Annotated in this window: 24 protein-coding genes; 9 read left to right on the forward strand and 15 right to left on the reverse strand. The window is 74.9% G+C overall.

What is annotated here, in order from left to right; genetic code table 11:
- Positions 1–267 precede the first annotated feature (267 nt).
- The 3 genes from rsgA (at position 268) to AB0R04_RS06495 (ending at position 3,734) form a co-directional block, all read left to right on the forward strand.
- Positions 268–1,401: a ribosome small subunit-dependent GTPase A gene (rsgA, locus tag AB0R04_RS06485; RefSeq protein ID WP_363368696.1), complete on the forward strand. Its 1,134-nt coding sequence runs from the start codon at positions 268–270 to the stop codon at positions 1,399–1,401.
- 258 nt (positions 1,402–1,659) lie between these two features.
- Positions 1,660–3,228, forward strand: a complete 1,569-nt coding sequence (locus tag AB0R04_RS06490; RefSeq protein ID WP_363368698.1) for an AlkA N-terminal domain-containing protein — start codon at positions 1,660–1,662, stop codon at positions 3,226–3,228.
- On the forward strand, positions 3,225–3,734 hold the full coding sequence (locus AB0R04_RS06495) for a methylated-DNA--[protein]-cysteine S-methyltransferase (protein WP_363368700.1): 510 nt from the start codon (positions 3,225–3,227) through the stop codon (positions 3,732–3,734). Before AB0R04_RS06490 ends, AB0R04_RS06495 begins: the two co-directional genes overlap by 4 nt.
- A gap of 26 nt (positions 3,735–3,760) precedes the next feature.
- Here the strand turns inward: AB0R04_RS06495 and AB0R04_RS06500 are convergent, their stop codons facing one another.
- Positions 3,761–4,279 (reverse strand): GNAT family N-acetyltransferase, encoded by a 519-nt coding sequence (locus tag AB0R04_RS06500; RefSeq protein WP_363368702.1) that lies wholly within the window; start codon positions 4,277–4,279, stop codon positions 3,761–3,763.
- A 95-nt stretch (positions 4,280–4,374) separates the two neighbouring features.
- Complete coding sequence (locus AB0R04_RS06505; RefSeq protein WP_063347089.1) at positions 4,375–4,881, reverse strand: MarR family transcriptional regulator; 507 nt, start codon at positions 4,879–4,881, stop codon at positions 4,375–4,377.
- 190 nt (positions 4,882–5,071) lie between these two features.
- Between AB0R04_RS06505 and AB0R04_RS06510 the strand changes: the two genes are divergently transcribed.
- Entirely contained in the window at positions 5,072–6,631 is a 1,560-nt protein-coding gene (locus tag AB0R04_RS06510; protein ID WP_363368704.1) for an MFS transporter, read from the forward strand.
- Between the two features lie 46 nt (positions 6,632–6,677).
- Here the strand turns inward: AB0R04_RS06510 and pth are convergent, their stop codons facing one another.
- From pth to AB0R04_RS06530, 4 genes are all read right to left on the reverse strand, one after another.
- Entirely contained in the window at positions 6,678–7,265 is a 588-nt protein-coding gene (gene pth / locus AB0R04_RS06515; RefSeq protein ID WP_363368785.1) for an aminoacyl-tRNA hydrolase, read from the reverse strand.
- A 110-nt stretch (positions 7,266–7,375) separates the two neighbouring features.
- Positions 7,376–7,960, reverse strand: coding sequence for a DUF305 domain-containing protein (locus AB0R04_RS06520; protein ID WP_244293597.1), 585 nt, complete (start codon positions 7,958–7,960; stop codon positions 7,376–7,378).
- 140 nt (positions 7,961–8,100) lie between these two features.
- On the reverse strand, positions 8,101–8,766 hold the full coding sequence (locus tag AB0R04_RS06525) for a DUF3105 domain-containing protein (RefSeq protein ID WP_363368706.1): 666 nt from the start codon (positions 8,764–8,766) through the stop codon (positions 8,101–8,103).
- A 103-nt stretch (positions 8,767–8,869) separates the two neighbouring features.
- A complete protein-coding gene (locus AB0R04_RS06530; RefSeq protein WP_363368708.1) occupies positions 8,870–9,382 on the reverse strand; it encodes a hypothetical protein in 513 nt (170 codons plus the stop codon).
- Between the two features lie 342 nt (positions 9,383–9,724).
- On the opposite strand from AB0R04_RS06530, the gene AB0R04_RS06535 reads away from it, so the two are divergent.
- Positions 9,725–11,209 carry a hypothetical protein gene (locus AB0R04_RS06535; RefSeq protein WP_363368710.1) on the forward strand — a complete coding sequence of 495 codons (1,485 nt, stop codon included), beginning with the start codon at positions 9,725–9,727 and terminating at the stop codon, positions 11,207–11,209.
- A 62-nt stretch (positions 11,210–11,271) separates the two neighbouring features.
- Here the strand turns inward: AB0R04_RS06535 and AB0R04_RS06540 are convergent, their stop codons facing one another.
- Positions 11,272–11,787 (reverse strand): hypothetical protein, encoded by a 516-nt coding sequence (locus AB0R04_RS06540; protein ID WP_363368712.1) that lies wholly within the window; start codon positions 11,785–11,787, stop codon positions 11,272–11,274.
- Positions 11,788–11,933: 146 nt separating this feature from the next.
- Here AB0R04_RS06540 and AB0R04_RS06545 point away from each other — a divergent pair, with 146 nt between their 5' ends.
- Positions 11,934–13,214, forward strand: a complete 1,281-nt coding sequence (locus AB0R04_RS06545; RefSeq protein ID WP_363368714.1) for a histidine kinase — start codon at positions 11,934–11,936, stop codon at positions 13,212–13,214.
- On the forward strand, positions 13,199–13,846 hold the full coding sequence (locus AB0R04_RS06550; RefSeq protein ID WP_363368716.1) for a response regulator transcription factor: 648 nt from the start codon (positions 13,199–13,201) through the stop codon (positions 13,844–13,846). The genes AB0R04_RS06545 and AB0R04_RS06550 overlap by 16 nt, the downstream gene beginning before the upstream one ends.
- Before the next feature lie 84 nt (positions 13,847–13,930).
- On the opposite strand, the gene AB0R04_RS06555 is transcribed toward AB0R04_RS06550, so the two are convergent.
- The 4 genes from AB0R04_RS06555 to AB0R04_RS06570 all read right to left on the reverse strand — a co-directional run bounded on the left by AB0R04_RS06555 (position 13,931) and on the right by AB0R04_RS06570 (position 18,189).
- The gene (locus AB0R04_RS06555; protein WP_363368719.1) at positions 13,931–14,530 is read right to left on the reverse strand and encodes a TetR/AcrR family transcriptional regulator; all 600 of its coding nucleotides are present in this window, start codon (positions 14,528–14,530) and stop codon (positions 13,931–13,933) included.
- 118 nt (positions 14,531–14,648) lie between these two features.
- Positions 14,649–15,695: an agmatine deiminase family protein gene (locus tag AB0R04_RS06560; RefSeq protein WP_363368721.1), complete on the reverse strand. Its 1,047-nt coding sequence runs from the start codon at positions 15,693–15,695 to the stop codon at positions 14,649–14,651.
- A 71-nt stretch (positions 15,696–15,766) separates the two neighbouring features.
- Positions 15,767–17,482 carry an urease subunit alpha gene (locus tag AB0R04_RS06565; protein WP_363368723.1) on the reverse strand — a complete coding sequence of 572 codons (1,716 nt, stop codon included), beginning with the start codon at positions 17,480–17,482 and terminating at the stop codon, positions 15,767–15,769.
- Positions 17,479–18,189, reverse strand: a complete 711-nt coding sequence (locus AB0R04_RS06570) for an urease subunit gamma (RefSeq protein ID WP_363368725.1) — start codon at positions 18,187–18,189, stop codon at positions 17,479–17,481. Before AB0R04_RS06570 ends, AB0R04_RS06565 begins: the two co-directional genes overlap by 4 nt.
- Positions 18,190–18,748: 559 nt before the next feature.
- On the opposite strand from AB0R04_RS06570, the gene AB0R04_RS06575 reads away from it, so the two are divergent.
- Positions 18,749–19,264: an ATP-binding protein gene (locus AB0R04_RS06575; protein WP_107452835.1), complete on the forward strand. Its 516-nt coding sequence runs from the start codon at positions 18,749–18,751 to the stop codon at positions 19,262–19,264.
- Positions 19,265–19,642: 378 nt separating this feature from the next.
- On the forward strand, positions 19,643–21,991 hold the full coding sequence (locus tag AB0R04_RS06580) for a SpoIIE family protein phosphatase (protein WP_363368727.1): 2,349 nt from the start codon (positions 19,643–19,645) through the stop codon (positions 21,989–21,991).
- A 6-nt stretch (positions 21,992–21,997) separates the two neighbouring features.
- Here AB0R04_RS06580 and AB0R04_RS06585 read toward each other — a convergent pair whose 3' ends face one another.
- The 4 genes from AB0R04_RS06585 to AB0R04_RS06600 form a co-directional block, all read right to left on the reverse strand.
- A complete protein-coding gene (locus AB0R04_RS06585) occupies positions 21,998–23,056 on the reverse strand; it encodes a DUF2637 domain-containing protein (RefSeq protein WP_363368729.1) in 1,059 nt (352 codons plus the stop codon).
- Between the two features lie 214 nt (positions 23,057–23,270).
- On the reverse strand, positions 23,271–24,206 hold the full coding sequence (locus AB0R04_RS06590; RefSeq protein WP_363368731.1) for a (2Fe-2S)-binding protein: 936 nt from the start codon (positions 24,204–24,206) through the stop codon (positions 23,271–23,273).
- 168 nt (positions 24,207–24,374) lie between these two features.
- Positions 24,375–25,313: a hypothetical protein gene (locus tag AB0R04_RS06595; protein WP_363368733.1), complete on the reverse strand. Its 939-nt coding sequence runs from the start codon at positions 25,311–25,313 to the stop codon at positions 24,375–24,377.
- A gap of 237 nt (positions 25,314–25,550) precedes the next feature.
- Positions 25,551–26,402, reverse strand: coding sequence for a hypothetical protein (locus AB0R04_RS06600; protein WP_244293324.1), 852 nt, complete (start codon positions 26,400–26,402; stop codon positions 25,551–25,553).
- Between the last annotated feature and the right edge of the window lie 118 nt (positions 26,403–26,520).

Below are 26,520 nucleotides of genomic sequence, written 5' to 3' on the forward strand. Positions count from 1 at the left end.
CCCTTGTGGATCCCTTCACCGCGTTTCCGCAGGTCAAAAACCAGTTGGCCCCGCCACCCCCACCAGCTAGCGTTTGTCCCGTCCAGATCGGGGGCCTTCACGGCCGCCCGAGGAGTAGAGAGCAGGAGGTGAACCCCGTGGTCGTTGTCGCCCCGATAGCTGCCTTGGGCAGTACTCGCGTTCACCTCCTCTTCCCGGCCGCCGGCTGACCTCTTCCGCGCCAGCCGCAGCCCGCCGGGATCATCTCCTCCCGAAGGGCCCACCGCGTTGTTCAACGCTGCCTCCACTTCGTCGTTCCTCTCCACCTCCCCCTCTGGTTTCCCCTCTGACGAGCTGCCGCTGTCCGGCTACGGCTGGACGCCCGAGCTCGCCGAACTCTTCACCCCGCTCGCCGAGGCCGGGCTGATCCCGGCCCGGATCGTCCGGGTCGACCGCGGCCAGTGCGACGCCGTGCTCGCCGATCCGGAGACGGGCGAGCCGCGCACCGTCCGGCTCGACACCCGCCCGGTCGGCGACGCCGACATGATCAACTGCCCGTGCACCGGCGACTGGGCCGCCGTGGACCTCCACGCCCAGCCGATGGCCGCCGTCACCGCACTGCTGCCCCGCTCGACCGCGATCATCCGCAAGGTGGCCGGCAAGCGCTCCGACGGCCAGGTGCTCGCCGCCAACGTCGACACCGTCCTGATCGCCGCCTCGCTCGCCGCCGATCCGGACCTCGGCCGGATAGAGCGCTTCCTCGCCCTGGCCTGGGAGTCCGGCGCCGACCCCCTGGTCGTCCTCACCAAGGCCGACCTGGTGGACGACGCCGAGTTCATCCGCGCCGACGTCGAGGCGGTCGCGCCCGGTGTCACCGTGCTCGTGGTCAGCGCCGGGACGGGCGAGGGCATGGACGTGCTGCGCGCCTGCGCGCCCGGCACCACGGCCGTGATCGGCCAGTCCGGCGTCGGCAAGTCCACGCTCACCAACGCGCTCGCCGGCGTCACGGCGATGGCCGTCCAGGAGGCCCGCTCGGTCGACCAGAAGGGCCGCCACACCACGACCACCCGTGAGCTGATCCCGTTGCCCGGCGGGGGTGTGCTCATCGACACCCCCGGGCTGCGCGAGGTCGGCCTCTACGGTGGCGAGGGCGTGGACCTGGCCTTCGCCGACATCGCCGGACTGGCCGAGGACTGCCGCTTCCACGACTGCGGCCACCACACCGAGCCCGGCTGCGCGGTGCAGGCGGCGCTCGCCGACGGCACCCTGCCACAGCGCCGGATGGACAGCTACCTCAAGCTCCAGCGCGAGAACGAGTGGATCGCCTCCCGCTCGGACGCCCGACTGGCCTCGGCCCGGGCGAAGAAGTGGAAGTCGCTCTCCAAGTCGATGCGCGCCGCGGGAGGCTCCGTGAAGCGCTGACCAGGAAATCCGACAAGGAAAGCCGACCAGGAAATCAGGGGGCCGTGGCCAGCCTCCGCCCGGGCCACCCGGCTCAGCGGAGGCCGGGCGGGCCGGCAGCCGGAAGTGCGTGGGCCCCCGGCGTGGGCCCCGGCGTGGCCCCCAGCGTGGGCCCCGGCGTGGGCCCTCCGGGCCGGTGCTCGGGATGGGTGGGTGGAGGTGGGCGGAGGGTGGGGTGGGGGAGGGGGGAGGGGGGAGGGGGGAGGGCCCCCAACGGCCATGTCCGATTCCCGCCAGTCACCCCCACCCCAGTGCCGCAGACTGGACAGCGTGATCGACGACGACATCCGGTACCGAGCCGTGGACAGCCGAGACGCCCGCTTCGACGGCGTCTTCTTCACGGCCGTCACCTCCACCGGCATCTACTGCCGACCGAGCTGCCCCGCCGTGACCCCCAAGCGCGTCAACTGCGTCTTCTACCCCAGCGCCGCGGCCGCCCAGGGGGCCGGCTTCCGCGCCTGCCGCCGCTGCCGCCCCGACTCCGTACCGGGCTCCCCGGAGTGGAACCACCGCGCCGACCTGGTCGGTCGCGCGATGCGCCTGATCGGCGACGGCGTGGTGGACCGCGAGGGCGTCGCGGGCCTGGCCAGCCGCCTCGGCTACAGCTCCCGCCAGCTCCAGCGCCAGCTCATCGCCGAGCTGGGCGCCGGCCCGATCGCGCTGGCCCGCGCCCGCCGCGCCCAGACCGCCCGCCTGCTGCTGCAGACGACCGAACTCCCGGTCACCGACATCGCGTTCGCCGCCGGCTTCGCCTCGGTGCGGCAGTTCAACGACACCGTCCGCGAGGTCTACGACCGCACCCCCAGCGGTCTGCGCGCCGAGGTCGTGGCCGGCCGCCGCGTCGCGACGCCGGCCGGCGGCCTCACCCTGCGCCTGGCCTACCGCGGCGCGCTCGACAGCGACCACCTGATCGACTTCCTCGCCCTGCGTGCCGTCCCCGGCGTGGAGGAGGTCGTCCCCGGTCCGCGCTCCGGCGTCCGCACCTACCGGCGCACCCTGGCGCTCCCGTACGGGCACGGCATCGCCGAGGTCGACGGGCTGGCGCCGGGCGAACCGCGCACCCGCGGCTGGCTCGACTGCCGCCTGCTGCTCGCGGACCTGCGCGACCTCCCGACCGCCGTCCAGCGCCTGCGCGGCCTGTTCGACCTGGACGCCGACCCGGACGCGGTCGACGAGCAGCTCGGCGCCGACCCCGTGCTCGGCCCCCTGGTCCGGGAACGCCCCGGCCTGCGCTCGCCCGGCCACGTGGACCCGCACGAGCTGGCCGTCCGCGCGGTGCTCGGCCAGCAGATCACGGTCGGCGCCGCCCGTACGCTGGCCGGCCGGCTGACCGAGAAGTACGGCGCCGCGCTGCCCGAGCCGAGCGGCGGCCTGCGGTTGCTGTTCCCGACGGCGGCGGTGCTGGCCACCGCCGACCCGGAGGACTTCGCGATGCCCGCCGCCCGCCGCCGCGCGCTCACCGGCCTGTGCGCGGCCCTGGCCGAGGGGGCGGTGCGACTCGACGGCGGGGTGGACCGGGAGGAGTCCGCGGCCAAGCTGCTGGCCCTGCCCGGCATCGGCCCCTGGACCGTCGGCTACCTGAGGATGCGGGCCCTCGCCGACCCCGACGTCTTCCTCCCGGGCGATGTGGGCGTCAAGCACGGCCTCGTCCGGCTCGGCGCCCCCGGCGACCCGAAGAACGCCGCCCGCGCGGCCGAGGCGTGGGCCCCGTGGCGCTCCTACGCCGTGCACCGGCTGTGGGCCGGGCCCGCGAGCGCCAGCACTGGAACGGAGAAGGCAGAGGCATGAGTACCACCGTCTACACCACCATGGAGAGCCCGTTCGGCCGGCTGCTGCTGTCCGGCGTCCTGCCCGAGGGCGGCGGCGCGGCGGCGCTGGCCACCGTCACCGCGCCCGGGCAGAAGTACGCGCTGCCCGAGCCCGCCGACGACTGGGTCCTCGACCCGGAGGCGCTCGCCGAGCCGGTCGCCCAGCTGACCGCCTACTTCGCGGGCGAGCGCACCTCCTTCGACCTCCCGCTCGCCCCGGTGGGCACCGAGTTCCGCCGGCGGATCTGGGCCGCCTTGGACGAGATCCCGTACGGCGAGACCGTCACCTACGGCCAACTCGCCGATCTGGCGGGGGAGTCGCCGCGCGCGGTGCGGGCGGTCGGCGGCGCGGTGGGCGCCAATCCGCTGCTCATCGTCCGCCCCTGCCACCGCGTCATGGGCGCCAACGGTTCGCTGACCGGCTTCGCGGCGGGCGTGGACTGCAAGCGTCGGCTGCTGGAGCTGGAGAGCGGCACGCTGTTCTGACGCGTCCGCCCGGGCGGCGGCGCGGCTCAGCCCGCCGCCGCCCGCAGGTCCACCCGCCAGTTGTGGCTGCGCATGAACCGCCCGGGCGGGAACTCGAAGTCCGTCTCGCCGACGAGGTTGAACCCGGCCTTCGCGCAGACCGCGTTGGAGGCCGGGTTGTCCACCGAGGGGAAGGCGTGCAGGTGGCGGTGGGCGGCCTCGCGGCGGGCGGCCGCGACGGCGGCGCGGGTGGCGGCGACGGCGACGCCCCGCCCCTGGTGGCCGGGCAGGACGTTCCACCCCATCTCGTGGACGGTCTCGCCCTCCCAGGTGCGGGTGCCGTAGCCGACGGTTCCGACGGCCTCGCCCTCGGGGAGCAGCACGATCCGGTACATGCAGCCCAGGCCGGACGGGACGAAGTCCAGGTAGCGCCGGTGCCGGACGAGGAGTTGCTCCTCGGTCTCCGGGCCGCCGACGTGCTTCTTCATCTCCGGGGTGTTGACCCGGCGCAGCAGTGCGAGGTCGGCGTCCGTCCAGGGCTCGATCAGTACCTGTGCTGTGCTCATGCCGGGGACGGTAGCGGTCCGTACGGGTCGGTGACCAGCGGTTTTGCAGGCGTCCGGGGGTGCTGGCCAGGGTTCGGCCGGGGCCCGGCCGGGGTTCAGGCCTGGTCGGGGCCCTGGCCGGCCTCGGCGAGGGCGCGGGCGAGCTGTTCGAGGGCGGGCAGGGCGTGGACGACGGCGTCGCGGTCGGTGGGGTCGAGGGTGTCGAGGGCGGTGGCGATGCGGCGCTCGTGGGCGCGCTGCCAGTCGTCGAGCTGGCGCCGGCCGGCCGGGGTGAGGGCGATGCGGGCGGTGCGACGGTCGCCGGGGTCGGCCTGGCGGTCGACGAATCCGGCGTCGAGGAGCTTGCCGATCAGTCCGCTGACGGTGTTGGGGGCGAGCCGCTGCCGGGCGGCGAGTTCGCCGACCCGCAGGGGCGCGGCGGCGAGGGTCTGGAGGAGTTCGACCTGCGCCATGGGCAGGGACTCCCACGGGTAGTCGGTGCGGATGCTGCTGCGCAGGGCGCGGCGCAGGCGGGTGACGGTGTCGGTGAGCCGCCGGGCGTGGTCGACCGCCGTTTCGGGGGTTTCGGTGGCGGGGTCGGGGACGTGTGGTGACGACGGCATGGCGGACAGCGTATCGCCTGGTACGGGCCGGTCCGGCGGGTTGTCCACCGTCGAGCGGGGCCTCCCGGAACTCTGCGGAGCTCGGTGGAACTCTGCGGATCCCCTTGGAGCTCGGTGGAACTCCCCGGGCTCCCATCGGAAGGCGAGCAACTCGTAGAAAGAACATATCTGCGTCCGATATATTTGTGGCATGAACGCCACCGCCCTTGCCGCGCGGCTGCTCACCGAGCGGCCCCGGCCCCGCGGCATAGCCGGCTGGCGTCACGCCCACTGGCTGGCCGTCGGCACCGTCTGCCTCGGGGCCTTCCTCGGCCAGCTCACCGCCAGCGTCACCGCCCTCGTCTTCCCGGCCCTCGGCCGGCACTTCGACGCCGGCTTCGCGGCCGTCGAATGGGTCGCCCTCGCCTACCTCCTGGTACTGGTCGCCCTGCTCGCCCCGGTCGGCTGGCTCTCCGACCTCATCGGCCGCAAGACCATGTACCTCGGCGGCTTCGCCGTCTTCGCCCTGGCCTCGCTCGGCGCCGGATACGCCGGCAGCCTCGGCGTGCTGGTCGCCTGCCGGGCCGTCCAGGCCGTCGGCGGCGCGATGATGCAGGCCAACAGCGTCGCCCTGGTGGCGCGCGGCGTCCCGGAGTACGCGATGCGGCGCGCGCTCGGCATCCAGGCGGCGGCCCAGGGGCTCGGTCTGGCGCTGGGCCCCAGCCTCGGCGGGCTGCTGGTGGAGCACGCCTCCTGGCGGTGGGTGTTCTGGATCAACGTGCCGATCGGGGTGCTGGGCATCCTGGCCGGCTGGTTCCTGCTGCCCCGCACCCGCACCGGGCCCCCGCCCGCCGTCGGCGCCGGGAAGCAACTCGCCGTCGGCACCGGGAAGCAGCTCGCCGCCAGCACCGGGGGCCCGCCCGCAGGAGCCACCGCGCGCCTGCCCGCTCCCCGCACCGAGGACGGCCCGCTCGCGCCGGGCGTGGCGAGCCCGCCCGCCACCGCGTCCGGCGGCCGCTTCGACCTGGCCGGCCTGCTGCTGCTCACCGGCTCCACCACCGCGCTGCTGCTCGCCCTGTCCACCGCCTCCGGACTGCCGCTGCCCGGCTGGGCCGCCGCCGCACTGCTGCTCGCCGCCGCCGTCCTCGCGCTCGCGCTGGTCCGTCAGGAACGGCGGGCCGCCCGGCCGATCCTGGCGCCCGGCCTGGTCAACACCCCCGGGGTGCGGTCCGGGCTGGTGGTTTCGCTGATCGGCTACCTGCTGCTGTTCTGCCCGCTCGTGCTCGGCCCGGTGCTGCTGACCGGCGCGGGCGTGCCGGTGGCCCGGGCCGGCCTGGTGATCACCCTGCTGCCCGCCGCGTTCGCGCTCGCCGCGACCGTCGGCGGCGCGCTGCTGCCGCGCGGCTGGTCGGACGTCGCCCGCTGCCGCGCGGGCGCGGTGCTCGCGGGCGCGGGGCTGCTGCTGTTCGCGCTGCTGCCGGTCTCCGGGGCGGCCGTGGCGGTGCCGCTGCTGCTCGCCGGCTACGGGCTGGGACTGCTGCTGCCCGCCAACAACGCGCTGGTGATGCGGGCGATCCCGGCGCAGTGCTCGGCGGTCGGCGGCGGCATGGTGAACATGGCCCGCAGTCTCGGGACGGCGCTCGGCACCGCGCTGCCCGTCCTCGGGGTCCATCTGGCGGGCCCGGCGTCCGGCGGCCGGACGGTGCTGCTCGCTCTCGCGGCGGTCGCGGTGGCGGCCGTGGCCCTGACCCGGCCGGTCCGCCAGGCCTGAGCCGGGACCTCTGCCTCCGGGTCCGAGCCCGGACCTCCGCCCCTGGCTAAGCCTCCGAGCGGACGTTCAGTGCGTCCTGGGCCCGGTTGAGGCCGCGCCGCACCAGCGTGTCCAGCGCGTCCGCGCACCGGTCCAACACCCCTGGCAGGGCGGCCTGTTCGTGGTCCGAGAACTTCTTCAGCACGAAGTCGCCGGCGCTCTGCCCCTTCGGCGGGCGCCCGATGCCGAAGCGCAGCCGCACGAAGTCGGGGGTGCCGAGCACCTCGCCCACCGAGCGCACGCCGTTGTGGCCGCCGGGGCCGCCGCCGCGCTTGAGCCGTCCGGTGCCGAACGCGAAGTCCAGGTCGTCCTGCACGACCACCAGGTGCTCGACCGGGACGCCGTAACGCCGCAGCAGGCCGGACACCGGTCGGCCGGACAGGTTGATGAACCACTGCGGCTTGGCCAGCACCACCCGGTGGCCGTCGACCTCGATCTCCGCCACCAGGGCGCTGATCCCGCGCCGCCGGAACCGCGCGCCGTATCGTTCGGCGAGCCGTTCCACGGTCAGGAAGCCGGCGTTGTGCCGGGTCAGCCGGAACCACGGGCCGGGGTTGCCCAGTCCGGCGATCAGCCAGGGTGCGGCGGGGGGCATCGGGAACTCCAGGGGCTTGTCGCGGACGCGGGACGGCCGGGGCACGGTACGCACGGTACGGGACCGTCGACCGCGCCCCGGCCGTCCGAGGACACGCGCAGTGGGGTGGGTCAGGACTCGGGCACGCCGGGGGCGGCGCCGCGCTCCGTGAGCATGTCGGTCATCAGCTGCACCTCCGAGGTCTGCGCGACCACCATCGACTGGGCGAGCCGCTTCTCGGCGTCGTTCTTCGCCAGGTCCACATAGCCCTGGGCCATTTCGACGCCGCCCTTGTGGTGCTGGATCATCAGCTGCAGGTAGTACACCTCGGCGTCCCGCCCGCTGAGCGAACGCAGCTTCGCCAGTTGGGTGTTGGTGGCCATGCCGGGCATCAGCGAACCGTCGTGGGCCTGGTAGTCGTGGCCCATCCTCATCCACGCCATCGGCTTGGCCGCCGAGTGCTGCGGCAGCCCCCACTGGTCGATCCAGCCCATCATCATCCCGCGCTGGTTGGCCTGGGTGTTGATGATGTCGAAGGCGAGGGTGCGGGTCGGGTCGTCGCCGGTGCGGTCCCGGACGATGAACGACAGGTCCACCGCCTGCTGGTGGTGGGTCGCCATGTCGCGGGCGAACCCGGCCTCGGGCGAGTCGTCCGCCGGGACGGCCACCGAGGCCGACCCGGACGCCGACGTCCCGCTCGCCACCAGGGCGGGCACCCCGAGGGCCAGCGCGAGGGCGGCGGCCAGCGCGGCCGGCCACCACAGCCGCCGACGGGCCGGGCGCGGCGCCCCGGCCTCGTCCGCGAACTCCTCGGCGGCGTGCTCGGAGCCGTCCTCGGGCAGCGCCGCGTCGGCGGTCACATCTGCCCCATGGTGCAGGAGGCGCCCGGCTCCTGGGTCTGCTTGCCCTGGACGTACTTGGTGAAGAACTGGTTCACCCGGGGGTCGCTCGCGCTGTCCACGATCAGCTGGGTGCTCCAGGCGTTCAGGGTGATGGCGCCCTTCTCGTCCGGGTACGGGCTCATCAGCGAGTACGGGGTGGTCTTGACCTTGTCGGACAGGGTCTTGATGTCGTCCGGCGTCGCCTTGCCGTTGTACGTCACCCAGACCGCGCCGTGCTCCAGCGAGTGGACGGCGCGCTCGTTCTCGACCGGCTGGTCGTAGACGTGGCCCATGCAGTCCAGCCAGATCGCGTTGTGGTCGCCGCCGACCGGCGGGGTCATCGGGTAGCTGACCTTGTCCTTGACGTGGGTGCGGCTCAGCTCGCCGAAGGTCTGCACGCCCGGGATGTCCGCGTTGGCGGCGGCCTGCTCCTTCTTCTTGCTCTGGTTGGCGTCCATGACGATCCAGGTGCCGGTGGCGATCGCGCCGATCACCAGCACACCGGCCGCGACCGAGGCGATGATCTTGTTGCGGCGGTCGCGGCGCTGCTCGCCGGCGCGCAGCTCGGCTATCCGGGCGCGGCGGTCGGTCGGGCCGGGCTTGCCGGACTGCTTGCTGGACTGCTTCGAGGCGGAACCCATGGTGGTTGTCCTTGTCCCCGCCGCGCACTGCTGGAGGCGCGGCGGTCAGCTGAAAGAAGGGGAGGGGCGGATCCGCCGGCGGATGCCGGGCGGTGGGTTCCGCTCAGGACCGGTGTACTTGCAGCTCGTGCAGATCGGGTGCCGGATGCGGACCGTCCAGCAGCCCGGCGGGCACCACCTTGGGCAGCGCCTCGGCTGCCGGCGCGAGTGGTGACGCGGCCGGCTGCGGATGCGGCGGCGGGTTCGGCAGCTGGGCGTCCTGCGCGCAGTACGGGTGGCTGGAGCAGCCGTTGTCACGGCGGGGCTGCCCGCCGTCGGCGGTGCACCACGTCCAGTGCCGCTGCTCGCCGGCGCGCTGGCGCTGGTCGGAGGCCTTGGCGGCGGGGCCGGCGTGCGGGGCGTGACTGGAGACCGTCGTGACGGTGACGGTGACGGTGACGGCGGCGGTGACGGTGGTCGGCGTCGGAGCGGCGTGCGCGCCGACCGCCTTCGACTGACCGGCGCACGGCAGCGTCGTGAGCAGCGCGACCAGCAGCAGAACCCACAGCACACCCACCGGGCGGCCCGCCGGAGCGGCCCTCCCCGGTCGAGGTGAGCTGGGGGCCGACGCGGTCATGCGCACATTTAATCAGCCGAACGAGTGAAGCGATGCCCCTCCTCCACCCCCATTTTCGGCCGCTCCCGGACCCGAACACCCCGGAAACGCCCTGCTCCGGGCACATCCGGCAAGCAGGGACGGAACGGGACCGAACGCAGGGGTGAACCCGGGGGTGGACGCAGGGGCGGACGCGGCACCGGACTCCCCGGTGAAACCCGAGGTCGACGCGGTGGCCGGGAACGCCCCGGCGCTGACCGGTTGTCGCCGAAACCCGGACAGCGTCGTTGCACTTGGAGACAATGACGTCGAGTCCGGCCCCGCCGGGGGCGGCGCGACCACGGACCGACCAGGAGCCGCCAGATGAGCAAGCAGGGTGCCCCCGCACAGCCGCACCGGCCGGACGACGGCTGGTGGGAAACGGTCTACGACGGCCCGGCGGGCACCCTCCCCGACACCCCGCACGCGGACCCCGGCGACGGCAGCGTCGACGACTGGTTCGATACGGCGGTCGGCCTCATCGGCCAGCAGCGCACGGCCGAACCGGAGCCCGTCCTGGACGCGGAGCCGGAGTCGGAATCGGCAGCGGTGCTGGAACGGGACAGCATCGACGACTGGTTCGACACCGCGATCGGCGTCATCGGACCCCAGCGGACGGACGAGGAGCGGGTCATCGCCCCTGACGTCCAGGAAACCGAAGCCGACACCGCCCCCACACCGGTCTCCCTGGACAAGCCCACCCCCGAGCCCGCGCCGCAACCCGAGCCGGAACCCGAGGCCGAACCCGAGGCCGCCGCCGAGGAACCCGAGCCCGAAGCCGAACCCGAGGCCGCCGCCACCGAGGAACCCGCCCCCGCCCCGGAACCCGCCCCAGAACCCGACACCCTCGCCACCACCGCCGTCCCCGACCCGCGCCCGGCCGTCCGCTCGCCGCTCGCCGACGGCGCCCCCACCGTGCCGCACATCGGCGAGCGCCCGCCGACCTACGGCCCGGAGCCGACCGCCGTCCCGGAGGCGGACCCGGGCGTCCTCGGGGCGCTCGTGCCGGACACCGTCCTGGAGGGCGCCCAGTACGGGCCGTCCGTCCTGCGCGCCGTCTCCGTCCGCGGCGACTCCGCCCGCTTCCGGGGCGAGTCGCGGCGCGACGCGCTGCTGGTCACCAGGTTCGGGGACGGTCCGGACGGGCTGCTGCTCGCTGTGCTCGCCGGCATCGACCGGACCGGCACCGCCGCGGACGAGGCGCTTCCCCCGGAGGCCGTCGCCACCAGCACCCGTGAGGCCTGCCGCCATCTGGCCGCCGCGGTCGGCCGCAGCCGTGAGGGCCTGGCCGCGGACCTGCGCGACGGCGCCCGGGACCGGCTGCGCTACGGCCTCCAGCGGCTTGCCACCGGCGCCGTCGCCCCGCTGCGCGCGCTCGTGCCCGGAAACGAGGGGGACGGCACACCGTCCCCGGCCTCGCTGCACTGCCTGCTGCTGTCGCTCGACCCGGCGGCCGGCCACCGGGCGGCCTTCGGGGTCGGCCCGGGCGGGCTCTACCTGCTGCGCTCCGGCCACTGGATCGACGCCTACGCGGCCCGCCTGCTGCACCACCCGGACGGCCAGCAGCCGTCGGAGGAGCCGAGGCCGTTCCGCTTCCGGCTGGTCCCCGCCACCCCGGGCGACGTGCTGCTGCTCTGCACCCCCGGCCTGGCCCGCCCGATCGCCGACGAGCCTGCCGTCGCCCACTTCCTGTCCACCCACTGGGCCCACCCGCATCCGCCCGGCACCGTCGACTTCCTCCGCCAGGTCCAGGTCCGTGCCAAGGGCTACGCCGACGACCGTACGGCCGCCGCCGTCTGGACCGACTGACGACCGACTGACGACCGAATGGCCGACCGACGCCGACCGCGCACCAGGCGCCCGACGCCCGGTCAGCGCGCCTTGGGAAAGGCGGCGCGCAGCGCGGAGCCGCGGACGGTGACCGCGGCCCGGAGGACGGGCAGCATGCAGACGACCTGAACGGCGGCGTACCAGGGCGGGCAGACGCCCGGGATCAGGTCGACGCCGATGATGGCGATCGGCATGGTGACGGTGAGGGCGCCCAGCCGTTCGAAGGCCCGGCGGGACCCTCGGGAGGTGGCGACCGCCAGCCGGTGGAGCAGCACGGCGACCACTGGTAGCAGCACCGCCCGGACCCACATGAACGTGTTCACCGGGTGGCCGCTGCCCGCCACCGCGACGACCGCCAGGAACGCGACGGCGCCGAGCGCGCCGTAGACCTTGACGCAGGCCGTCACCGTGCCGAAGGCCCGCCGGGTACGGGGGTCGTGGAGCAGCGCCGCCTCGGGCGTGCCGGGCGTGTCGCTGCCGGGCGTGTCCGTGCGGTGGGCGTTCGTGCGGTGCATCTTCGTGCGGTGCGTGTCCGTGTGGTGCGTGTTGGTGTCCATGTCCACCGACGCTATGAACCGCCCGGCCGGGGCGGTATCGGTCTGGGCCCACACGTGGGTGGGGCCAGACCCACTCCTCGGCCGATCGGGGCGGTGGCGGGCTCGGCGCGGTGCACAGTGGGAGCACCGTACGGAAGGGGAGAGACGTGGGACGGCTGGGTTCGTGGGTGGCGCGCGCCGGGGTGGGGTTCGTGCGGGCGTGCGTCGTGGCGGCCGTCTGCCTGCTGCTGCCGGCCGTGTGGGCCGCGGCGGTGGCGCTGGGGGTCTGGTGGGGGGCGGGCAACCCGTGGTCGTGGACGGCGCCGTTCGTGCTGGTGGGCGTGGGCACGCTCGCCCTGCCCCGCCCCGTCTGCCGGATCGTCCGCTTCCTCGTCGCGCGGTGGACCGCCACGGTGATCCCCGCCGGATACCGGCAGGCCGGGCCGGTGGCGCGGATGTCCACCGGGTTCTGGTGGAACGGCTTCTCCTACGAGCGCACCCGCCGGGACGCGCTGATGGACCAGCGCTGGCGGGTCCGCTGGCGGGACCCGGCGAACTGGCGCGACCTGCGGTTCGCGGGGATCGCGCCGTTCACCGCCGGTCTGCTCGCGTGCCTCCCGCCGGCCGGGGTGGTCGTGGCGGCCTGCGCGGTCCTCGGGTTCGGCGGGCCGGAATCCGCTGCGGGCCTGGCCGGGGCGCTCGGCGCGGTCGTGGCCGTGGCCTCCGCCCCGTACGCCTGGCGGCCCGTCGTGCCGGTGGCGGTCCGCTTCCTGCGCCCGTCGCCGGCGATGGCGCTGGCGGAGCGGGTCGGGGAACTGACTGCCCAGCGGGCGGAGGTGACGGTCGCGCAGGCCGCCGAGATCCGCCGGATCGAACGGGATCTGCACGACGGGGCGCAGGCCCGCCTGGTCGCGCTCGGGCTCTCCCTGGCGACCGCCGGGAAGCTGATGGAGCGTGACCCCGACCAGGCCAGGGCGCTGATGCGGGACGCGCAGGCCGGTGCCACCGCCTCGCTGGCCGAACTCCGCGACCTGATCCGGGGGATCAGCCCGCCGGTGCTGAGCGAGCGGGGGCTCGTCGACGCCGTCCGCGCGCTCGCCCTGGACGTCCCGCTGGAGGTGGCCGTCAGCGCCGACGCCCCGTTGCGCCTGGACCCGCCGATCGAGTCCGCCGTCTACTTCGGCGTCGCCGAGCTGCTGACCAACGCCGTCCGGCACGCCGGGGCGTCCGGGGTGCGGATCTCCCTCACGCGGGACGGCACCGGTGTCGCCGCCGCGGTCGTCGCCGAGGTCGAGGACGACGGCCGGGGCGGGGCCGACGTCCGGGCCGGCGGCGGGCTGGCGGGCCTGCGCCGCCGGCTCGCGGCCTTCGACGGAACCCTGGAGGTCACCAGTCCGTCGGGCGGGCCGACCCGTGTCAGGATGACGGTGCCATGCGAATCGTTGTAGCCGAAGACCTCTACCTCCTGCGCGACGGGATGGTCCGCCTGATCGAGGCCTGCGGGCACCAGGTGGTGGCCACGGCCGCCACCGGGCCCGAGACGCTCGACGCGTTGCGCAGGTGGCGCCCGGACGTGTCCGTCATCGACGTCCGCATGCCGCCGACCCAGTCGGACGAGGGGCTGCGGGCGGCCCTCGCCGCCCGCGGCGAGATGCCCGGGCTGCCGGTCCTCATCCTCTCCCAGCACGTCGAGCAGCTGTACGCCCGGGAGCTCCTGGCGGACGGCTCCGGCGGCGTCGGCTACCTCCTCAAGGAGAGCGTGTTCGACGCCGACCAGTTCATCGGTGCCCTGGAGCGCGTCGCGGACGGAGGGACGGCCATGGACCCGGCCGTCATCGCGAGACTGCTGTCCAACACGCCACCGAACCGGGGGCTCGAACGGCTCACCGAACGCGAGTACGCCGTGCTGGGGCTGATGGCCGAGGGGCTCTCCAACCAGGCCGTCGGCCGCCGGCTCTTCCTGAGCGAGAGCGCCATCGGCAAGTACACCACCGCGATGTTCGGCAAGCTCGGCATCACCGACGACGACGACACCAACCGTCGCGTCCGCGCCGTCCTCACGTACCTGAACAAGTCGTAGCCTGACGGGCCGCCCGGCCCGGGCCCTTTGGCGGAGAAGTCCGTGGACCGGTCGGTCTGTCCACCCCGCCTCAGCCCCCGGGGGTCAGGTGCGCAGGAGGATCGCGGTGACGGCGGTGGCCTGGGTGAGGGCGGCGGGGCGGTGGGCGGCGGGGAGGCCGATGGCGATGGGGACGGCCAGGCCGTCGAGGAGGGCGCGGATCTGGGTGGCCCGGTCGGCGGCGGGCCCGGGGGTGAAGTGGCCGGTGGCGGTGCCCTCCTCGATGAGGGCGACCAGGTCGGCCTGCCAGGGCGCCTCGATCTCCTGCTGCCCCTGGCGGATCTCGGCGCTGGCGGGGGAGCGCCCCCACACCTCGACCCACAGGATCCAGCGCGGATCGCCCGCCCCGTCGGGCAGGTAGAGGCGCAGGTAGGCGTCGAGCCGCTGCCAGGGGTCGCGCGAGCGGTCGGCGAGGGCGTCACGGCGCCGGGCGCCGAGCTGGTCCTCGCTCCAGCGGAGGGTTTCCAGCAGCAGCTGGTCCTTGCTGCCGAAGTAGTAGAGCAGGTGTCCGGCGCTCATCTGGAGCTGTTTGCCGAGCCCGGCCATGGTGAGTTTGGCGAGCCCGTGTTCGGCGATCGCGGCCCGGGCGGTGGCGAAGACCTCCTCGCGGGGGCGCGCCGGCCGGCGCGGGCGGGGGTCGGCCATGTGCGGTGCGCTCCCTCGGTGGTGCGGAGGTCGGAAGGCTGCCGGGGCGGGGGAGGTGCCCCCGCCCCGGCAGCCGGGTGGTGCCCAAGGTGGCCCAGGTGCCTCAAGTGGCTTGGGGTCAGGCGGGCTTCGGCTGCTGCTGGGTGATGCAGTGGATGCCGCCGCCGTTGGCGAAGATCTCGCGGGCGTCGACGAGTTCGACGGTGCGGCCCGGGTAGGCGCGGCCGAGGACGGCGGCGGCCTCCTGGTCGCGCGGGTCGTCGAAGGCGCACAGGATCACGGCGTCGTTGGCCACGTAGTGGTTGATGTAGGAGTAGTCGACCGGTTCGCCGTCCTCGTCCAGCAGGACGGTGGGGGCGGCCAGTTCGATGACCTCCAGCGCCCGGCCCCGGGCGTCGGTGGCGGCGCGCAGGATGGCGACGAGCTCCTGGCAGACGGCGTGGTCCGGGTGGGCGGGGTCCGGCTGGACGTGGGCGACGACGACGCCGGGGCGCACGAAGGAGGCGACGATGTCGATGTGTCCGCGGGTGCCGAACTCGTCGTAGTCGCGGGTGAGTCCGCGCGGCAGCCAGATCGCCTTGGTGGTGCCGAGGAAGGCGTGCAGTTCGGCCTCGACCTCCTCCTTGGTCCAGTCCGCGTTGCGGCCCTCGCCGAGCTGGACGGTCTCGGTGACCAGGACGGTGCCCTCGCCGTCGACGTGGATGCCGCCGCCCTCGTTGATCAGCCGGGAGGCGAAGCGCTGGACGCCCGTCAGTTCGCTGATGTGCTCGGCGATGTGCTGGTCGTCGTCCCAGCGGGCCCAGGACTGGGCGCCCCAGCCGTTGAAGATCCAGTCGGTGGCGGCCAGCGAGCCCTTGCCGTCGATCAGGAAGGACGGGCCGATGTCGCGCATCCAGGCGTCGTCGAGCGGGCGCTCGACGATCTCGACCTGCTCGGAGACGTACCTGCGGGCGTCCGCGGTCTCGCCGGTGTTGACGACCAGGGTGACCGGCTCGTACCGGACGATGGTGTTGGCGACGGCGGCCCAGGCCTCGCGGCCCGCGTGCAGGTTCTCGGGGGTGTCGAAGGTGGGGTTGGCGGTGGGGAAGGCCATCCAGGTGCGGTCGTGCGGGTGCCACTCGGCGGGCATCCGGTAGCCGAGGGAGGCGGGCGTGGGGGTGGTCATCCGGGAGTCCTAGGGGGAGGCGTTCGGCGGAAGTGGCAGCGGAAGCGGAAGTGGCAGCGGCAGCGGAAGTGTCAGAGGAAGTAGAGGCGGCTGAGCGAGACGCTGTCCGCGGGTTCGGAGCGCAGCGGTTCGCCGTCCAGCGAGACCAGGCCGGTCTGGGTGACGTCGACGCGGCCGACCCGGGCGTTGCGGACCATGTCGCGGGGGCCGATGCCGCGGGTGTTGCGGACGCCGACGCGGCGGCGGCGGGTGGGCAGCCCGTCGGCGGGGCGGTCGAGGTAGGCGCCGTCGGCGGCGGCCTGGGCGACGAAGGCGACGGAGATGTCGGCGGCGGTGGCGCCGTGGGCGCCGAACTGCGCTCCGAGGACGAGGGGTTCGCAGGTGTCGGTGGAGGCGTTGGGGTCGCCGACCACGCCGTAGGCGGGGAAGCCGGCCTTCAACACCAGTTGGGGCTTGGCGCCGAAGTGGTCGGGGCGCCACAGGACGATGTCGGCGAGCTTGCCGACCTCGATGGAGCCGACCTCGTGGGAGAGGCCGTGGGCGATGGCGGGGTTGATGGTGAGCTTGGCGATGTAGCGCAGCACGCGTTCGTTGTCGTCGCCGCTCTCGGTGGTGCCGTAGCCGCCGTCGAGGGGGCCGAGTTCGGCCTTCATCTTGCCGGCCATGGCGAAGGTGCGGCGGACGGTCTCGCCGGCGCGGCCCATGCCCTGGGCGTCGGAGGAGGTGATGCCGATGACGCCGAGGTCGTGCAGGACGTCCTCGGCGCCCATGGTGCCGGCGCGGATGCGGTCGCGGGCCATGGCGGCGTCGCCGGGCAGGTCGGTCTTGAGGTCGTGGGCGGAGACGATCATGCCGAAGTGCTCGCCGAGCGCGTCGCGGCCGAAGGGCAGGGTGGGGTTGGTGGAGGAGCCGATGACGTTGGGCACGCCCGCCATCTTCAGCACGTTGGGGACGTGTCCGCCGCCGCAGCCCTCGATGTGGAAGGCGTGGATCGTCCGCCCTTCCAGCACCTTCAGGGTGTCCTCCACCGACAGGCACTCGTTCAGGCCGTCGGTGTGCAGGGCGACCTGGACGTCGTACTCCTCGGCGACGCGCAGCGCGGTGTCCAGGGCGCGGGTGTGGGCGCCCATGTCCTCGTGGACCTTGAAGCCTGAGGCGCCGCCCTCGGCCAGGGCCTCGACGAGCGGGGCCGCGTCGGAGGACGAACCGCGGCCCAGGAAGCCGATGTTGACGGGCCAGGCGTCGAAGGCGTTGAAGGCGTGGCGCAGGGCCCAGGGGGAGTTGACGCCGACGCCCCAGACCGGGCCGAACTCCTGGCCGATGATCGTGGTGACGCCGGAGGCCAGCGAGGCCTCCATGATCCGCGGCGAGAGCAGGTGGACGTGGGTGTCGATGGAGCCGGCGGTGGCGATCATGCCCTCGCCGGAGACGATGGTGGTGCCGGTGCCGACGACGACGTCCACGCCGTCGAGGGTGTCGGGGTTGCCGGCGCGGCCGATCGAGGCGATCCGGCCGTCGATCAGGCCGATCGAGGTCTTGCGGATGCCCTGGATGGCATCGATCACCAGGACGTTGCTGATCACCACGTCGCAGGTGTCGCGGACGGCGGCGGCCTTGAGGTGCAGTCCGTCGCGGGCGGTCTTGCCGAAGCCGGCCAGGAACTCCTCGCCGGGGGCCTGCGAGTCGGACTCGACGCGGACGATCAGGCCGGAGTCGCCGAGCCGGATCCGGTCGCCGGCCCGGGGGCCGTGCACCGAGATGTAGTCGTGGGGGGTGATGGACGTCATGACGGCACCTCCGTGTCGTCGAAGGTGGTCAGGTAGCCGGTCGCGCGGGCCTTGGCCAGGGCGGCCTCCTTCGCGCCGGGCGCGTCCAGCGGGCCGTCGACCAGGCCGGCGAAGCCGATCGCGACGCGCTGGCCGCCGATCGGCACCAGGCCGACCTCGACGGTGGCGCCCGGGTCGAAGCGCACCGAGGAGCCGGCCGGGACGGCCAGGTGGGTGCCGTAGGCGGCGGCGCGGTCGAAGGCGAGGCGCGGGTTGGCCTCGAAGAAGTGGAAGTGCGAGGTGACCGAGATCGGCACCTGGGAGGTGTTGTGGACGGGCAGCAGCACCGTCTCCTCGACCGGGTCGTAGCCGGTGCCGTCGCCGATCAGCGCGCCGCCGGGGGCTTCGTCGCCGAGCGAGCCGGCGCCCCGGAACGGGTCGTTGACGACGGCCAGGCGGGTGCCGTCGTCGAAGACGGCCTCGACCTGGATGACGGTGACGACGTCCGGCACGCCGGGCAGCACGTCGTCGGCGGTGAGCACGCTGCGGCCGGCCTCGATGGCCTCGGCCAGGCGTCGGCCGTCGCGGGCGGCCTCGCAGACGGTGTCCGCGATCAGGGCGGTGGCCTCGGGGATGTTGAGGCGTACGCCCCGGGCGCGGCGGGCGCGGGCCAGTTCGGCTGCTGTGAAGATCAGCAGCCGGTCCCGCTCGGTGGGGGTCAGTCGCACGGTTCCTCGCTCGCGGTCGCCGGGGGAGGGGGGTCGGCTTTCGGGGGCGATGTTAGAACGTCGTTCAAACATCTCGGGCCATTGAACCCGGACCGGGCCGCCGTGTCCAGCGTTGCCGGTCCGCAGGGGTTCGGCTCGCCGGGCCCGCGGCGGGGGTGAAGGCCCGCGGGGAAGGCCCGCGGGGAAGGCCCGCTGGGAAAGCGCGCCACCGGGGTGCGCCGGGCGCGCGGAGCGGGACGGGGTCGGCCGGGGCCCGGCGCACGGCGGGGGTGCGACGGGGAGCGGGAGGGCGGCGCGGGCCGGCGCCCGGGCGCCGGGTGTGCGCGGGATCGGGCGGGGGCGGGCTCGAAAACAGGCTCTGCGCTTCGCAAACCTGTCCGGCGCGGGCAGTTGGATCACGTGAACCTCCCCGTGCCCCTTTCACCCCACGTGATCGGACGCACACTGTTGCAAACGCCGTCAACTGGGCATGAGGATGAGTGGTCAGAACGTAGGGGCCACCCGGCCGGCGGGGGATCCGGAGGCGGGGGCCCGGATTCGAGGGCGGGGGCATGTGTTGATGGACGGTCAGTCGCGATTCCCGCGGCAGCGGACGAGTTCGGGTGACGCCTACCGGTCCGGGCCCGCCCCGGGCGCAGCCGGCGGCACCGGGACGACCCTGCCGGGCACCTCGGCCCCCGGCTGCGCCCTGCACCGCCGGCTGCACCTGACGCTCGACCCGGCCGACCTGGTCGCGGTCGGCTCGGTCCGCCGGCGGCTGCGGACGGCGCTCAGCCACTGGGGGGTGCCGGAGCTGTCGGACACCGCCGAACTGCTCTCCTCCGAGCTGGTGACCAACGCGCTGCTGCACACCGGCAAGGGCGCGGTGTTCGACGCGGTGCTCGGGTCGGACCACCGGCTGCGGATCGAGGTGCAGGACGGCACGACCCGGCTGCCCGGCCGGCGCCGCGATCCGGACGCCGAGTACGCGACCTCGGGGCGCGGCCTGCTGCTGGTGGAGTCGCTCGCGGACGCGTGGGGCGTGCAGCTGCGGGGCGACGGCAAGGTCACCTGGTTCGAGCTCGCCCTGCCCTGAGCCCGGCCGCTCCCGGGGTGCGGGCTCGGGGCTCGGGTACGGGCACGGGGCGCGGGAACGGGGCGCTCGGGGCATGCGGGGGCGCGGGGCGGGCGGGGGCGCGCGGCCCGCCGCACCGTTCGCCGTCGATTCATTCGCCTTCGAAGCATGCCCAGAACAGAAGGCGGAACGGAAGATTTCCGGCCCGTTGCCATTGCCGCTCGGCCCAACATTGGACAGGATGGTGGGAATGTGTGTCCACGTGCGGGAAGCAGCGGGGAGACCGAACCTCGACCGACCCCGCCCGTCGACACCGTCCGATCCAGCACCACCCATCACACCGCCACGCGGCCCGGCCGGACGGTCGGCGCGGTCCGCCACGGCAGCGGCAGGAGCAGCATGCCCACTGAGCCCGAGTCGCCGGGGCCGGCGCTTCCACCCGGTGTGCCCACCGCCGAACCGCAGCAGGCAGCCTCCGCCCGCACCACCGGTCCGAACCCCTCCGGTCCCGGTCCCGTGACGGTCGACCAGCCCCCCGCCGGCCCCGCCACGACCGGGCCGGGCCGGGCGAAGCCGCCCGCGCAGGCGGTGCGCCGGCCCGTGCCGCGCCCGGCGCCCGCGCTCGCCGCCGGACGGCTGGCGACGGTGCTCCCCGGCAGCCTGCCGCCCGCCTCCGCGGACACCATGCCGGACTGGCTGGAGCCCGCGATGGCCGCCAACGGCATCGGCTCCTTCGACTGGGACATCCGCCGCGACGTCCTGGAGGGCGACCACCGGGCCTGCGCGATCATCGGCCTGGACAGCATGGACCAGGGCCGCTTCGACCGCACCGCCGGTTCCTTCCTGGCGCTGCTGCACCCCGAGGACGCGCCGGTGGTGCGCCGCCGGGTCGAGCGCGCGGTGGCCGAACTGGGCCAGTGCGGCGCCTACTACCGCACCGTCGGGCCCAACGGCACCATGCGCGCGGTGCGCTTCCGCGGCCGGGTGCTCGCGGACGCCTTCGGCCGGGCCTCGCGGATGGTGGGCTTCGTCTGGGACGCCACCGTCGAACTGCACAAGCGCGACCGCGCCGACCGGATGGCCCTGCTGCGCGAGGAGCGCTCCCGGTTCATCAAGGAGGCGGCCCGCGCCCTCTCCGAAGCCGTCACCGTCCGTGACGTGGCCCGGGTGTTCACCGGGCTGCCGTTGCCCGGCCTGCCGCCGGACGGCCTGGTGCTGGCCTCCTTCGAGGCCGGCCGGGCGCAGGTGCTCGGCGCCTCCGGCTACCGGACCGAGGCGCTGGCGGTCTGGGACCGCACGGTGCTGCCGGCCGGGCACCCGGCCGCCGAGGCGGTGCGCCACCGGGCGCCGGTGTTCATCCCGACCCGCGAGGAGTTCCGCGCGTCCTACCCCGACGTCTGGGAGCCGACCAGCCGTACCGGGCGCGGCTCCTGGGCGTTCCTGCCGCTGGTGGCCAGCGGGCGGGCGATCGGCGTCTGCGTGGTCAGTTTCGACGACGAGCGCGAGCTGGACGCCGACGAGCGCACCCTGCTGTCGACCCTGGGCGGGCTGGTCGCCCAGTCCCTGGCCCGGGCCCGGCTGCACGACGCCGAGCACGAGCTGGCGGCCGGCCTCCAGCGGGTGATGCTGCCGCGCACCGTGCCGTCGGTGCCGGGGGTGACGACCGCCGTGCGCTACCTGGCGGCCGGCTCCGGCCTGCAGATCGGCGGCGACTGGTACGACGTGGTGCCGCTGCCGGGCGGGCACGTCGGCCTGGTGATCGGGGACGTCCAGGGCCACGACGTGCACGCCGCCGGGATCATGGGCCAGCTGCGGATCGCGCTGCGCGCCTACGCGGCCGAGGGGCACCCGCCGGCCGCGGTGATGGCCCGCGCCTCCCGCTTCCTCGCCGACCTGGACACCGACCACTTCGCGACCTGCGCCTACGCCGAGGTCAACGTGGACTACGGCGTGGTCTACGCCGTCCGGGCCGGCCACCTCGACCCGGTGGTGCGCCGGGCGGACGGCACCGCCGCCGTGGTGCCGGTGGCCGGCGGGCTGCCGCTGGGCATCGACCCGGACCAGGAGTACCGGGTCACCCGGTTCAGCCTGGACCCGGGCGAGACGGTGCTGCTCTGTACCGACGGCCTGGTCGAGGCGCGCGGCATGGACCTGGACGAGGGCATCGCCCGGCTCACCCGGGCGCTCGCTCGCCCGCTGCCGCGCGCCGAGGAGGCGGCCCGCGACCCGCTGGAGGACCTGGCCGACCGGATCGCCTCCCAGGCCGCCGACTCCAGCGAGCGCGAGGACGACATAGCGCTGCTGCTCCTGCGCTGGGACGGTCCGGCCGGCGGCCTGGCCGCCCAGCAGCTGCGCCGCCGGATCGGCCAGGCCGACCTGGCGCGGATCTCCGAGGTCCGGGCGGAGCTGCGCGACGCGCTGCGCCGCTGGGGCGTCGCCGAGTTCATCGACACCGCCGAACTGCTCTCCTCCGAACTGGTCACCAACGCCATCCGGCACACCGACCGGGACGCCATGTTCACCGCCCGGCTCTACCGGGAGCCGGCCTCGGACGGCGGCCGGGCCCGGCTGCGGGTCGAGGTGGAGGACGAGTCGGACCTGTGGCCGACCCGCCGGACCCCGGGGGAGCAGGCCTCCTCCGGGCGCGGGCTGATGCTCGTCGAGGCGCTGGCGGACGCCTGGGGCGTGGAGCCGCGCGGCTCCGGCAAGCGGATGTGGTTCGAGCTCAGCGGCACGCCCGCAACCTAGATCCGGTTACCCGAACTGCTGCTCCAGGTCCTTCAGTTTGCGCTCCAGCGAGTCCAGCCGCGGCAGCGTCACGGTGTCCTCGTCGACGGTCAGGTCGATGGTGCGCCGCTCCGGGCGGGCGGGCAGGCCCGGCTGGGTCACCGTGCCCTCGGCGGGCACCACCGCGCCCTCGGCGGCCTCGACCTCGCGCGGCCCGGCGGGCCGCTCCGCCGTGGGCCCGCCGGCTATGGCGGGTTCCGAGCCGGACTCCAACTGCCGTGTGGCGCCGCCGCGTCCGCGCCAGGCGCTGTTGCTGCGGCTGATCGCCCGGATCTCCGCCCGCTCGCGGCGGCCGGCGAGCCTGCGGCGCTCCCGCTCCACGGCCCTCTCCCGCTTGTCCTCGCGGACCTCGTCCACCGCCTCGTCGAGGCTGCGGACGCCTTCCAGGAGCATCAGCGACCAGGCCGCGTAGGTCTCGCGCGGGGCGCGCAGCCAGCGCACGATGCGGATCTGCGGCAGCGGGCGGGGGACGAGCCCCTGCTCGCGCAGCGCGGCCCGGCGGGTCTGCTTGAGCGCCCGGTCGAACAGGATGGCCGCCGAGAGGGACATGCCGGAGAAGAACTGCGGGGCGCCGGCGTGGCCGAAGCCGCGCGGGGCGTGCACCCAGTTGAACCAGGCCGAGGCGCCGGCGAACAGCCAGACCAGCAGCCGGGAGCCGAGCGCGGCGTCGCCGTGGCTGGCCTCGCGCACGGCGAGCACCGAGCAGAACATCGCGGCGCCGTCCAGGCCGAACGGCACGAGGTACTCCCAGCCGCCGGACAGCCCGAGGTTCTGCACCCCGAAGCCGACCAGTCCGTGGAAGGAGAGCGCGGCGGCGACACCGGCGCAGCAGAACAGCAGCGTGTACGAGGCGCCGCCGTACAGGGATTCCTTGCGGCGGCGCCGTTCCTCGGAACGCTCCCAGGAATCCGGCCCTCCGGCGGCGGCGGATCCCCGGCTCCGGACCAGGGCCACCAGGAGCGCGCTGACCAGCAGCCCCGCACCTCCGGTGACGGCCCAGCCAAGCGGTATGTCGGACAATTTCATCGCCGGAACCAGCCTCGCTTTCCTGCGTCGCGTTCCTGCGTCGTGATGGCGGGGACCATCATGGCGGATGCTCGGCGGGGGAATGGCCGATTCGGTGCCAATGCGCTGAGTAGAGGGATTTCTGACCCCGCGACAATCGCATTTTCTTATGCATTCGAAGCGGGCTATTCCCGGAATTCCGGGCTTTCCGGATCCGGCTTCGCACGTGTTTTCGTCAACCCCGCATGACGCGGGGGCAGCCGCCGCAGATGTCCTCCGGTTGGGCGGTATACACGAGGCAGCAGCTGGCCCGGGCCCGGTCGGTGCCCGAAGCATCCCCGCACCCGGCCGCCGGCGCGGCGAAACCGGCACCGGGGGTGAAGGGGGACGGGGCCGGAGCGGGGCCGCCGGTCACGCCGGGCGCGCACGCCGGTGCCGCCGCCGCGCCGCCCGCCTGCGGGGGCTCCAGCAGCGCGGACAGCTCGGCGCGCGCCCGCTCCTGCTCCCCGAGCAGCCCGCCGGCGTACCAGAGCCCCTCCACCGCCGCGTCCGTGGCCATCGCCCACAGCACCCGCGGCCCGCGCCGCACCTCGGGCCGGAAGGCGGCCAGCACCGGCTCCAGGAACCCGCCCAGCGCGCACCGCAGTTCGGCGGCCAACGCGTTCCCGTCCGGCACCGTACGGGCCTGCGGCACGCCGGCCGCCGGGTCGTCCGGCAGGCAGGCGAACGCCTCCGGGTGGACCGTCAGCTCCACCCGGTCGGTGCCGCGGCGCACCGAGACGTCCTCCGGGTCGAGCAGCGGGACCCGGCGCTCCAGGAACCACGGCAGCGTGAACAGCAGCGAGAGCGGCCACACGACGCGGTGCAGGCCGAAGCCGGCCGCCACGTCCGGGCGCAGTGGCCGCCCGTAGCGGGCGAGGCCCTGCCGGGCGTCGTGGGCGATCAGCTCGCGGACCGCCTCGGGCCGGGTGGTCAGGTCGGCGGCGGGGATCCAGCCGTCGCCGCGGCGGGGCGGGGCGCAGCGCACCCGTAGGACGGGGGCGAGCGCGGTGAGCCGGTGGTACGAGGTCGCGCCGGGGGCGGTGGCGGCCGGCGCGGGGGTGAGGGCGTGCGCCTCGGTGGTGCGGGGGGCGCACGGCGTGGGGCCGGGCCGGGTGCTGCTCGCGGTCATGGGCGGGCCCCATCGGGTCGACCGGGGACCGCCCATGGACCGCCCGGCGGTGCCCGGTCGGGGTGGTGGCCCGCCCGGGCCCGGCCGGACCGGGGCATGGCGGTGCCCGGGGAACGGCAAGGCGAACCCGGCCGGGGTACTGCTCACCCCGGCCAGGTTAGGCTCACCTTAGCTGATTGTCCCCCAGGTCTCGCGGGTGATGCGCCCGTCCGGGGGAGGCCCCGGCGTGTGGGCCCCGCCCGGGGGGAGCCCCGGCGTGCGGGCCCCGTCCGGGAGAGGCCCCGGCGCGCGGGCCCCGTCCGGGAGAGGCCCCGGCGTGCGGGTGGTGCCCAACTGGCGCGCGAGCCAGACCGGCACGCCGCCCAGGGCGTGGACGAGCCGGGCCGCCTCGGCGCGCAACCGGGCGGCCTCGGCCGGTTCGGACACCTCGGCGAGCGCCGCGAGCGCCGGCGCCACCCCCACCGTGAAGCCGAGTTGCTCGCGCAGCCGCAGCGAGGCGTCGAAGCCCTCGCGGGCGTGGTCGCGGTCCCCGCGGGCCAGGGCCAGCGCCGCCAGGTGGCGCCAGGTGTACGAGCGCAGCAGTTCGTCCCCGCGTTCGCCCGCGCCGTCGTGCGCCCGGCGGTAGGCGATCCAGGCGGCGCCGCGGTCGCGCAGCAGGTTCTCGGCGACCAGTCCGCGCCGGAAGTCCAGCAGCGGGCGGCCCGGCGCGTCCGGCGGCAGCAGTGCCGAGGTGCGTCCGAGCGCGGCCTGCGCCTCGTCCAGTCGGTCCCGGGGGCCGAGCACGCTGGCCACGTACGCCAGGAAGCCGCGGGCGCAGGCTGCGGCCGCGCGCTGCTCGGTGCTGGCCACCACGGCCTCCGCGAGGCGCAGGGCCTGTTCCGCCTGGGTCCACTGTGCGGCGGTGAACAGGCACTGCTCGATGAGGAGTTCGGCCCGTGCCAGGGCCGCTGTCGGGTCCTGTTCGGCGGCCGGGCGCAGCAGTTCGGCCGCCTCCTGCCAGCACCCCCGGGACCTCAGTCGCCACACGGTGTCGCCCGGCTCCTCCGCTGCCGCCCGCCCCCGCCCGTTCGGGCCGTTCGGGCCCCATCCGTGCTCTGACAACGCCACCTCCTTGTGTGCGCCATCCAGCGGGGCGCGGCCCTGCCCGGCGTCGCCGCCGTCGACTGTCGGCGGCACGGCGACGGCAGCGCAAGGGCCCGCGCTGTGGCGGCAATTCAACACGGGGGTGAGCTTGTGCACCAGATCACGAGCGGAGGTTCTTGCATTCGCGGGGGAAATGATCTAGGGCTCGGCGTGATCCACAGGACGCGCCCTGGCGGATGCGCCCCGGTGGCCTCCGGTCGGTCAGGACGTCCAGCCGGTTTCCATCAGGGCCTCGGCGGCGCCGTTGGCGGGCTGCGGCACCCCCGCCAGGTCCAGGCTGAACAGGGCGACCAGCAGTTGTTCGCCGCGCACGGTGGCCTGGTGGGAGTAGCCGGCCAGGGTGAACATGGCGGCGGCCATCTCCTCGGCGTGCAGGGTCTGCAGCCACAGGCACTCGACCGACTTCACGTCGGCCGGCTCGGTCCAGGTGTCCACCTGGGCGACCATCCGGCTGCCCAGCAGGGTCACCCCGTCGCGCTCCTGGGCCTCGGTCAGCTCCAGGTCGTCGAAGCCGAGCCACTCCAGGTAGCGGGCGGCGGTGAAGACCGCGTCCTGCGAGGTACGCACCGGGTGCGGGCGGAACGGCGCGCGGTGGCGGAACGGCTTGGGCTGGCCGCCGGAGCCGCCGGGCGGGGCGGGCACCGGGGTGCTCATCGGGTGGGCCGGGTACGGGCGGGAGGCCTGCGGGCCGGGGGTGGCGAGCGGGCCGGCCGTGCCGCCGCCGAGCCGGGTGGTGCGGTCCACCGGCAGCCGGACGGTGGCGCCGCAGTTGCAGGTGAACTCGGGCTGCGGCCACTGGTCGGAGCGGCCGCAGTGCGGGCAGCGCATGCTCAGCCAGGAGTCCTCCCAGGAGCGGAACCGCACCTGCACCGGCACCCCGCCGCGCAGCAGCGGCACCTTCAGCGAGGCGCCGCACGGACAGGGCAGCGACGGCGGCTCGTAGAGGTGCTCGCGGCGGCAGGCGGGGCAGCGGATCGCCCGGGCGCCACCGCCCGCCCCGTGCCCTGGCCTCGCGGGGTCGTGTCCGGTGAAGTCGTCGGGCAGTCCGGCCATCGCGGGCTCCGTCCGTTCGAGTCGGGTGGTGGAACGGTTTCCATGCTCCCCGAAACGGTGGGTCCTTGGCGCGGAATGGGGCAATCCTCAGGGTCGGATCAGGGGTGTGCGCCCGGCC

The organism is Kitasatospora sp. NPDC056731, from assembly GCF_040687675.1.
Lineage (GTDB): Bacteria > Actinomycetota > Actinomycetes > Streptomycetales > Streptomycetaceae > Kitasatospora.

Coding starts and splice junctions, on each gene's coding strand:
- AB0R04_RS06600 (WP_244293324.1), bottom strand. CDS start 26,402: ATGGCCGGACTGCCCGACGACTTCACCGGACACGACCCCGCGAGGCCA.
- AB0R04_RS06585 (WP_363368729.1), bottom strand. CDS start 23,056: ATGAAATTGTCCGACATACCGCTTGGCTGGGCCGTCACCGGAGGTGCG.
- AB0R04_RS06535 (WP_363368710.1), top strand. CDS start 9,725: ATGAGCAAGCAGGGTGCCCCCGCACAGCCGCACCGGCCGGACGACGGC.
- AB0R04_RS06590 (WP_363368731.1), bottom strand. CDS start 24,206: ATGACCGCGAGCAGCACCCGGCCCGGCCCCACGCCGTGCGCCCCCCGC.
- AB0R04_RS06550 (WP_363368716.1), top strand. CDS start 13,199: ATGCGAATCGTTGTAGCCGAAGACCTCTACCTCCTGCGCGACGGGATG.
- pth (WP_363368785.1), bottom strand. CDS start 7,265: ATGCCCCCCGCCGCACCCTGGCTGATCGCCGGACTGGGCAACCCCGGC.
- AB0R04_RS06495 (WP_363368700.1), top strand. CDS start 3,225: ATGAGTACCACCGTCTACACCACCATGGAGAGCCCGTTCGGCCGGCTG.
- AB0R04_RS06575 (WP_107452835.1), top strand. CDS start 18,749: ATGGACGGTCAGTCGCGATTCCCGCGGCAGCGGACGAGTTCGGGTGAC.
- AB0R04_RS06510 (WP_363368704.1), top strand. CDS start 5,072: ATGAACGCCACCGCCCTTGCCGCGCGGCTGCTCACCGAGCGGCCCCGG.
- AB0R04_RS06505 (WP_063347089.1), bottom strand. CDS start 4,881: ATGCCGTCGTCACCACACGTCCCCGACCCCGCCACCGAAACCCCCGAA.
- AB0R04_RS06525 (WP_363368706.1), bottom strand. CDS start 8,766: ATGGGTTCCGCCTCGAAGCAGTCCAGCAAGCAGTCCGGCAAGCCCGGC.
- AB0R04_RS06580 (WP_363368727.1), top strand. CDS start 19,643: ATGCCCACTGAGCCCGAGTCGCCGGGGCCGGCGCTTCCACCCGGTGTG.
- AB0R04_RS06500 (WP_363368702.1), bottom strand. CDS start 4,279: ATGAGCACAGCACAGGTACTGATCGAGCCCTGGACGGACGCCGACCTC.
- AB0R04_RS06555 (WP_363368719.1), bottom strand. CDS start 14,530: ATGGCCGACCCCCGCCCGCGCCGGCCGGCGCGCCCCCGCGAGGAGGTC.
- AB0R04_RS06530 (WP_363368708.1), bottom strand. CDS start 9,382: ATGACCGCGTCGGCCCCCAGCTCACCTCGACCGGGGAGGGCCGCTCCG.
- AB0R04_RS06490 (WP_363368698.1), top strand. CDS start 1,660: ATGTCCGATTCCCGCCAGTCACCCCCACCCCAGTGCCGCAGACTGGAC.
- AB0R04_RS06540 (WP_363368712.1), bottom strand. CDS start 11,787: ATGGACACCAACACGCACCACACGGACACGCACCGCACGAAGATGCAC.
- AB0R04_RS06565 (WP_363368723.1), bottom strand. CDS start 17,482: ATGACGTCCATCACCCCCCACGACTACATCTCGGTGCACGGCCCCCGG.
- AB0R04_RS06560 (WP_363368721.1), bottom strand. CDS start 15,695: ATGACCACCCCCACGCCCGCCTCCCTCGGCTACCGGATGCCCGCCGAG.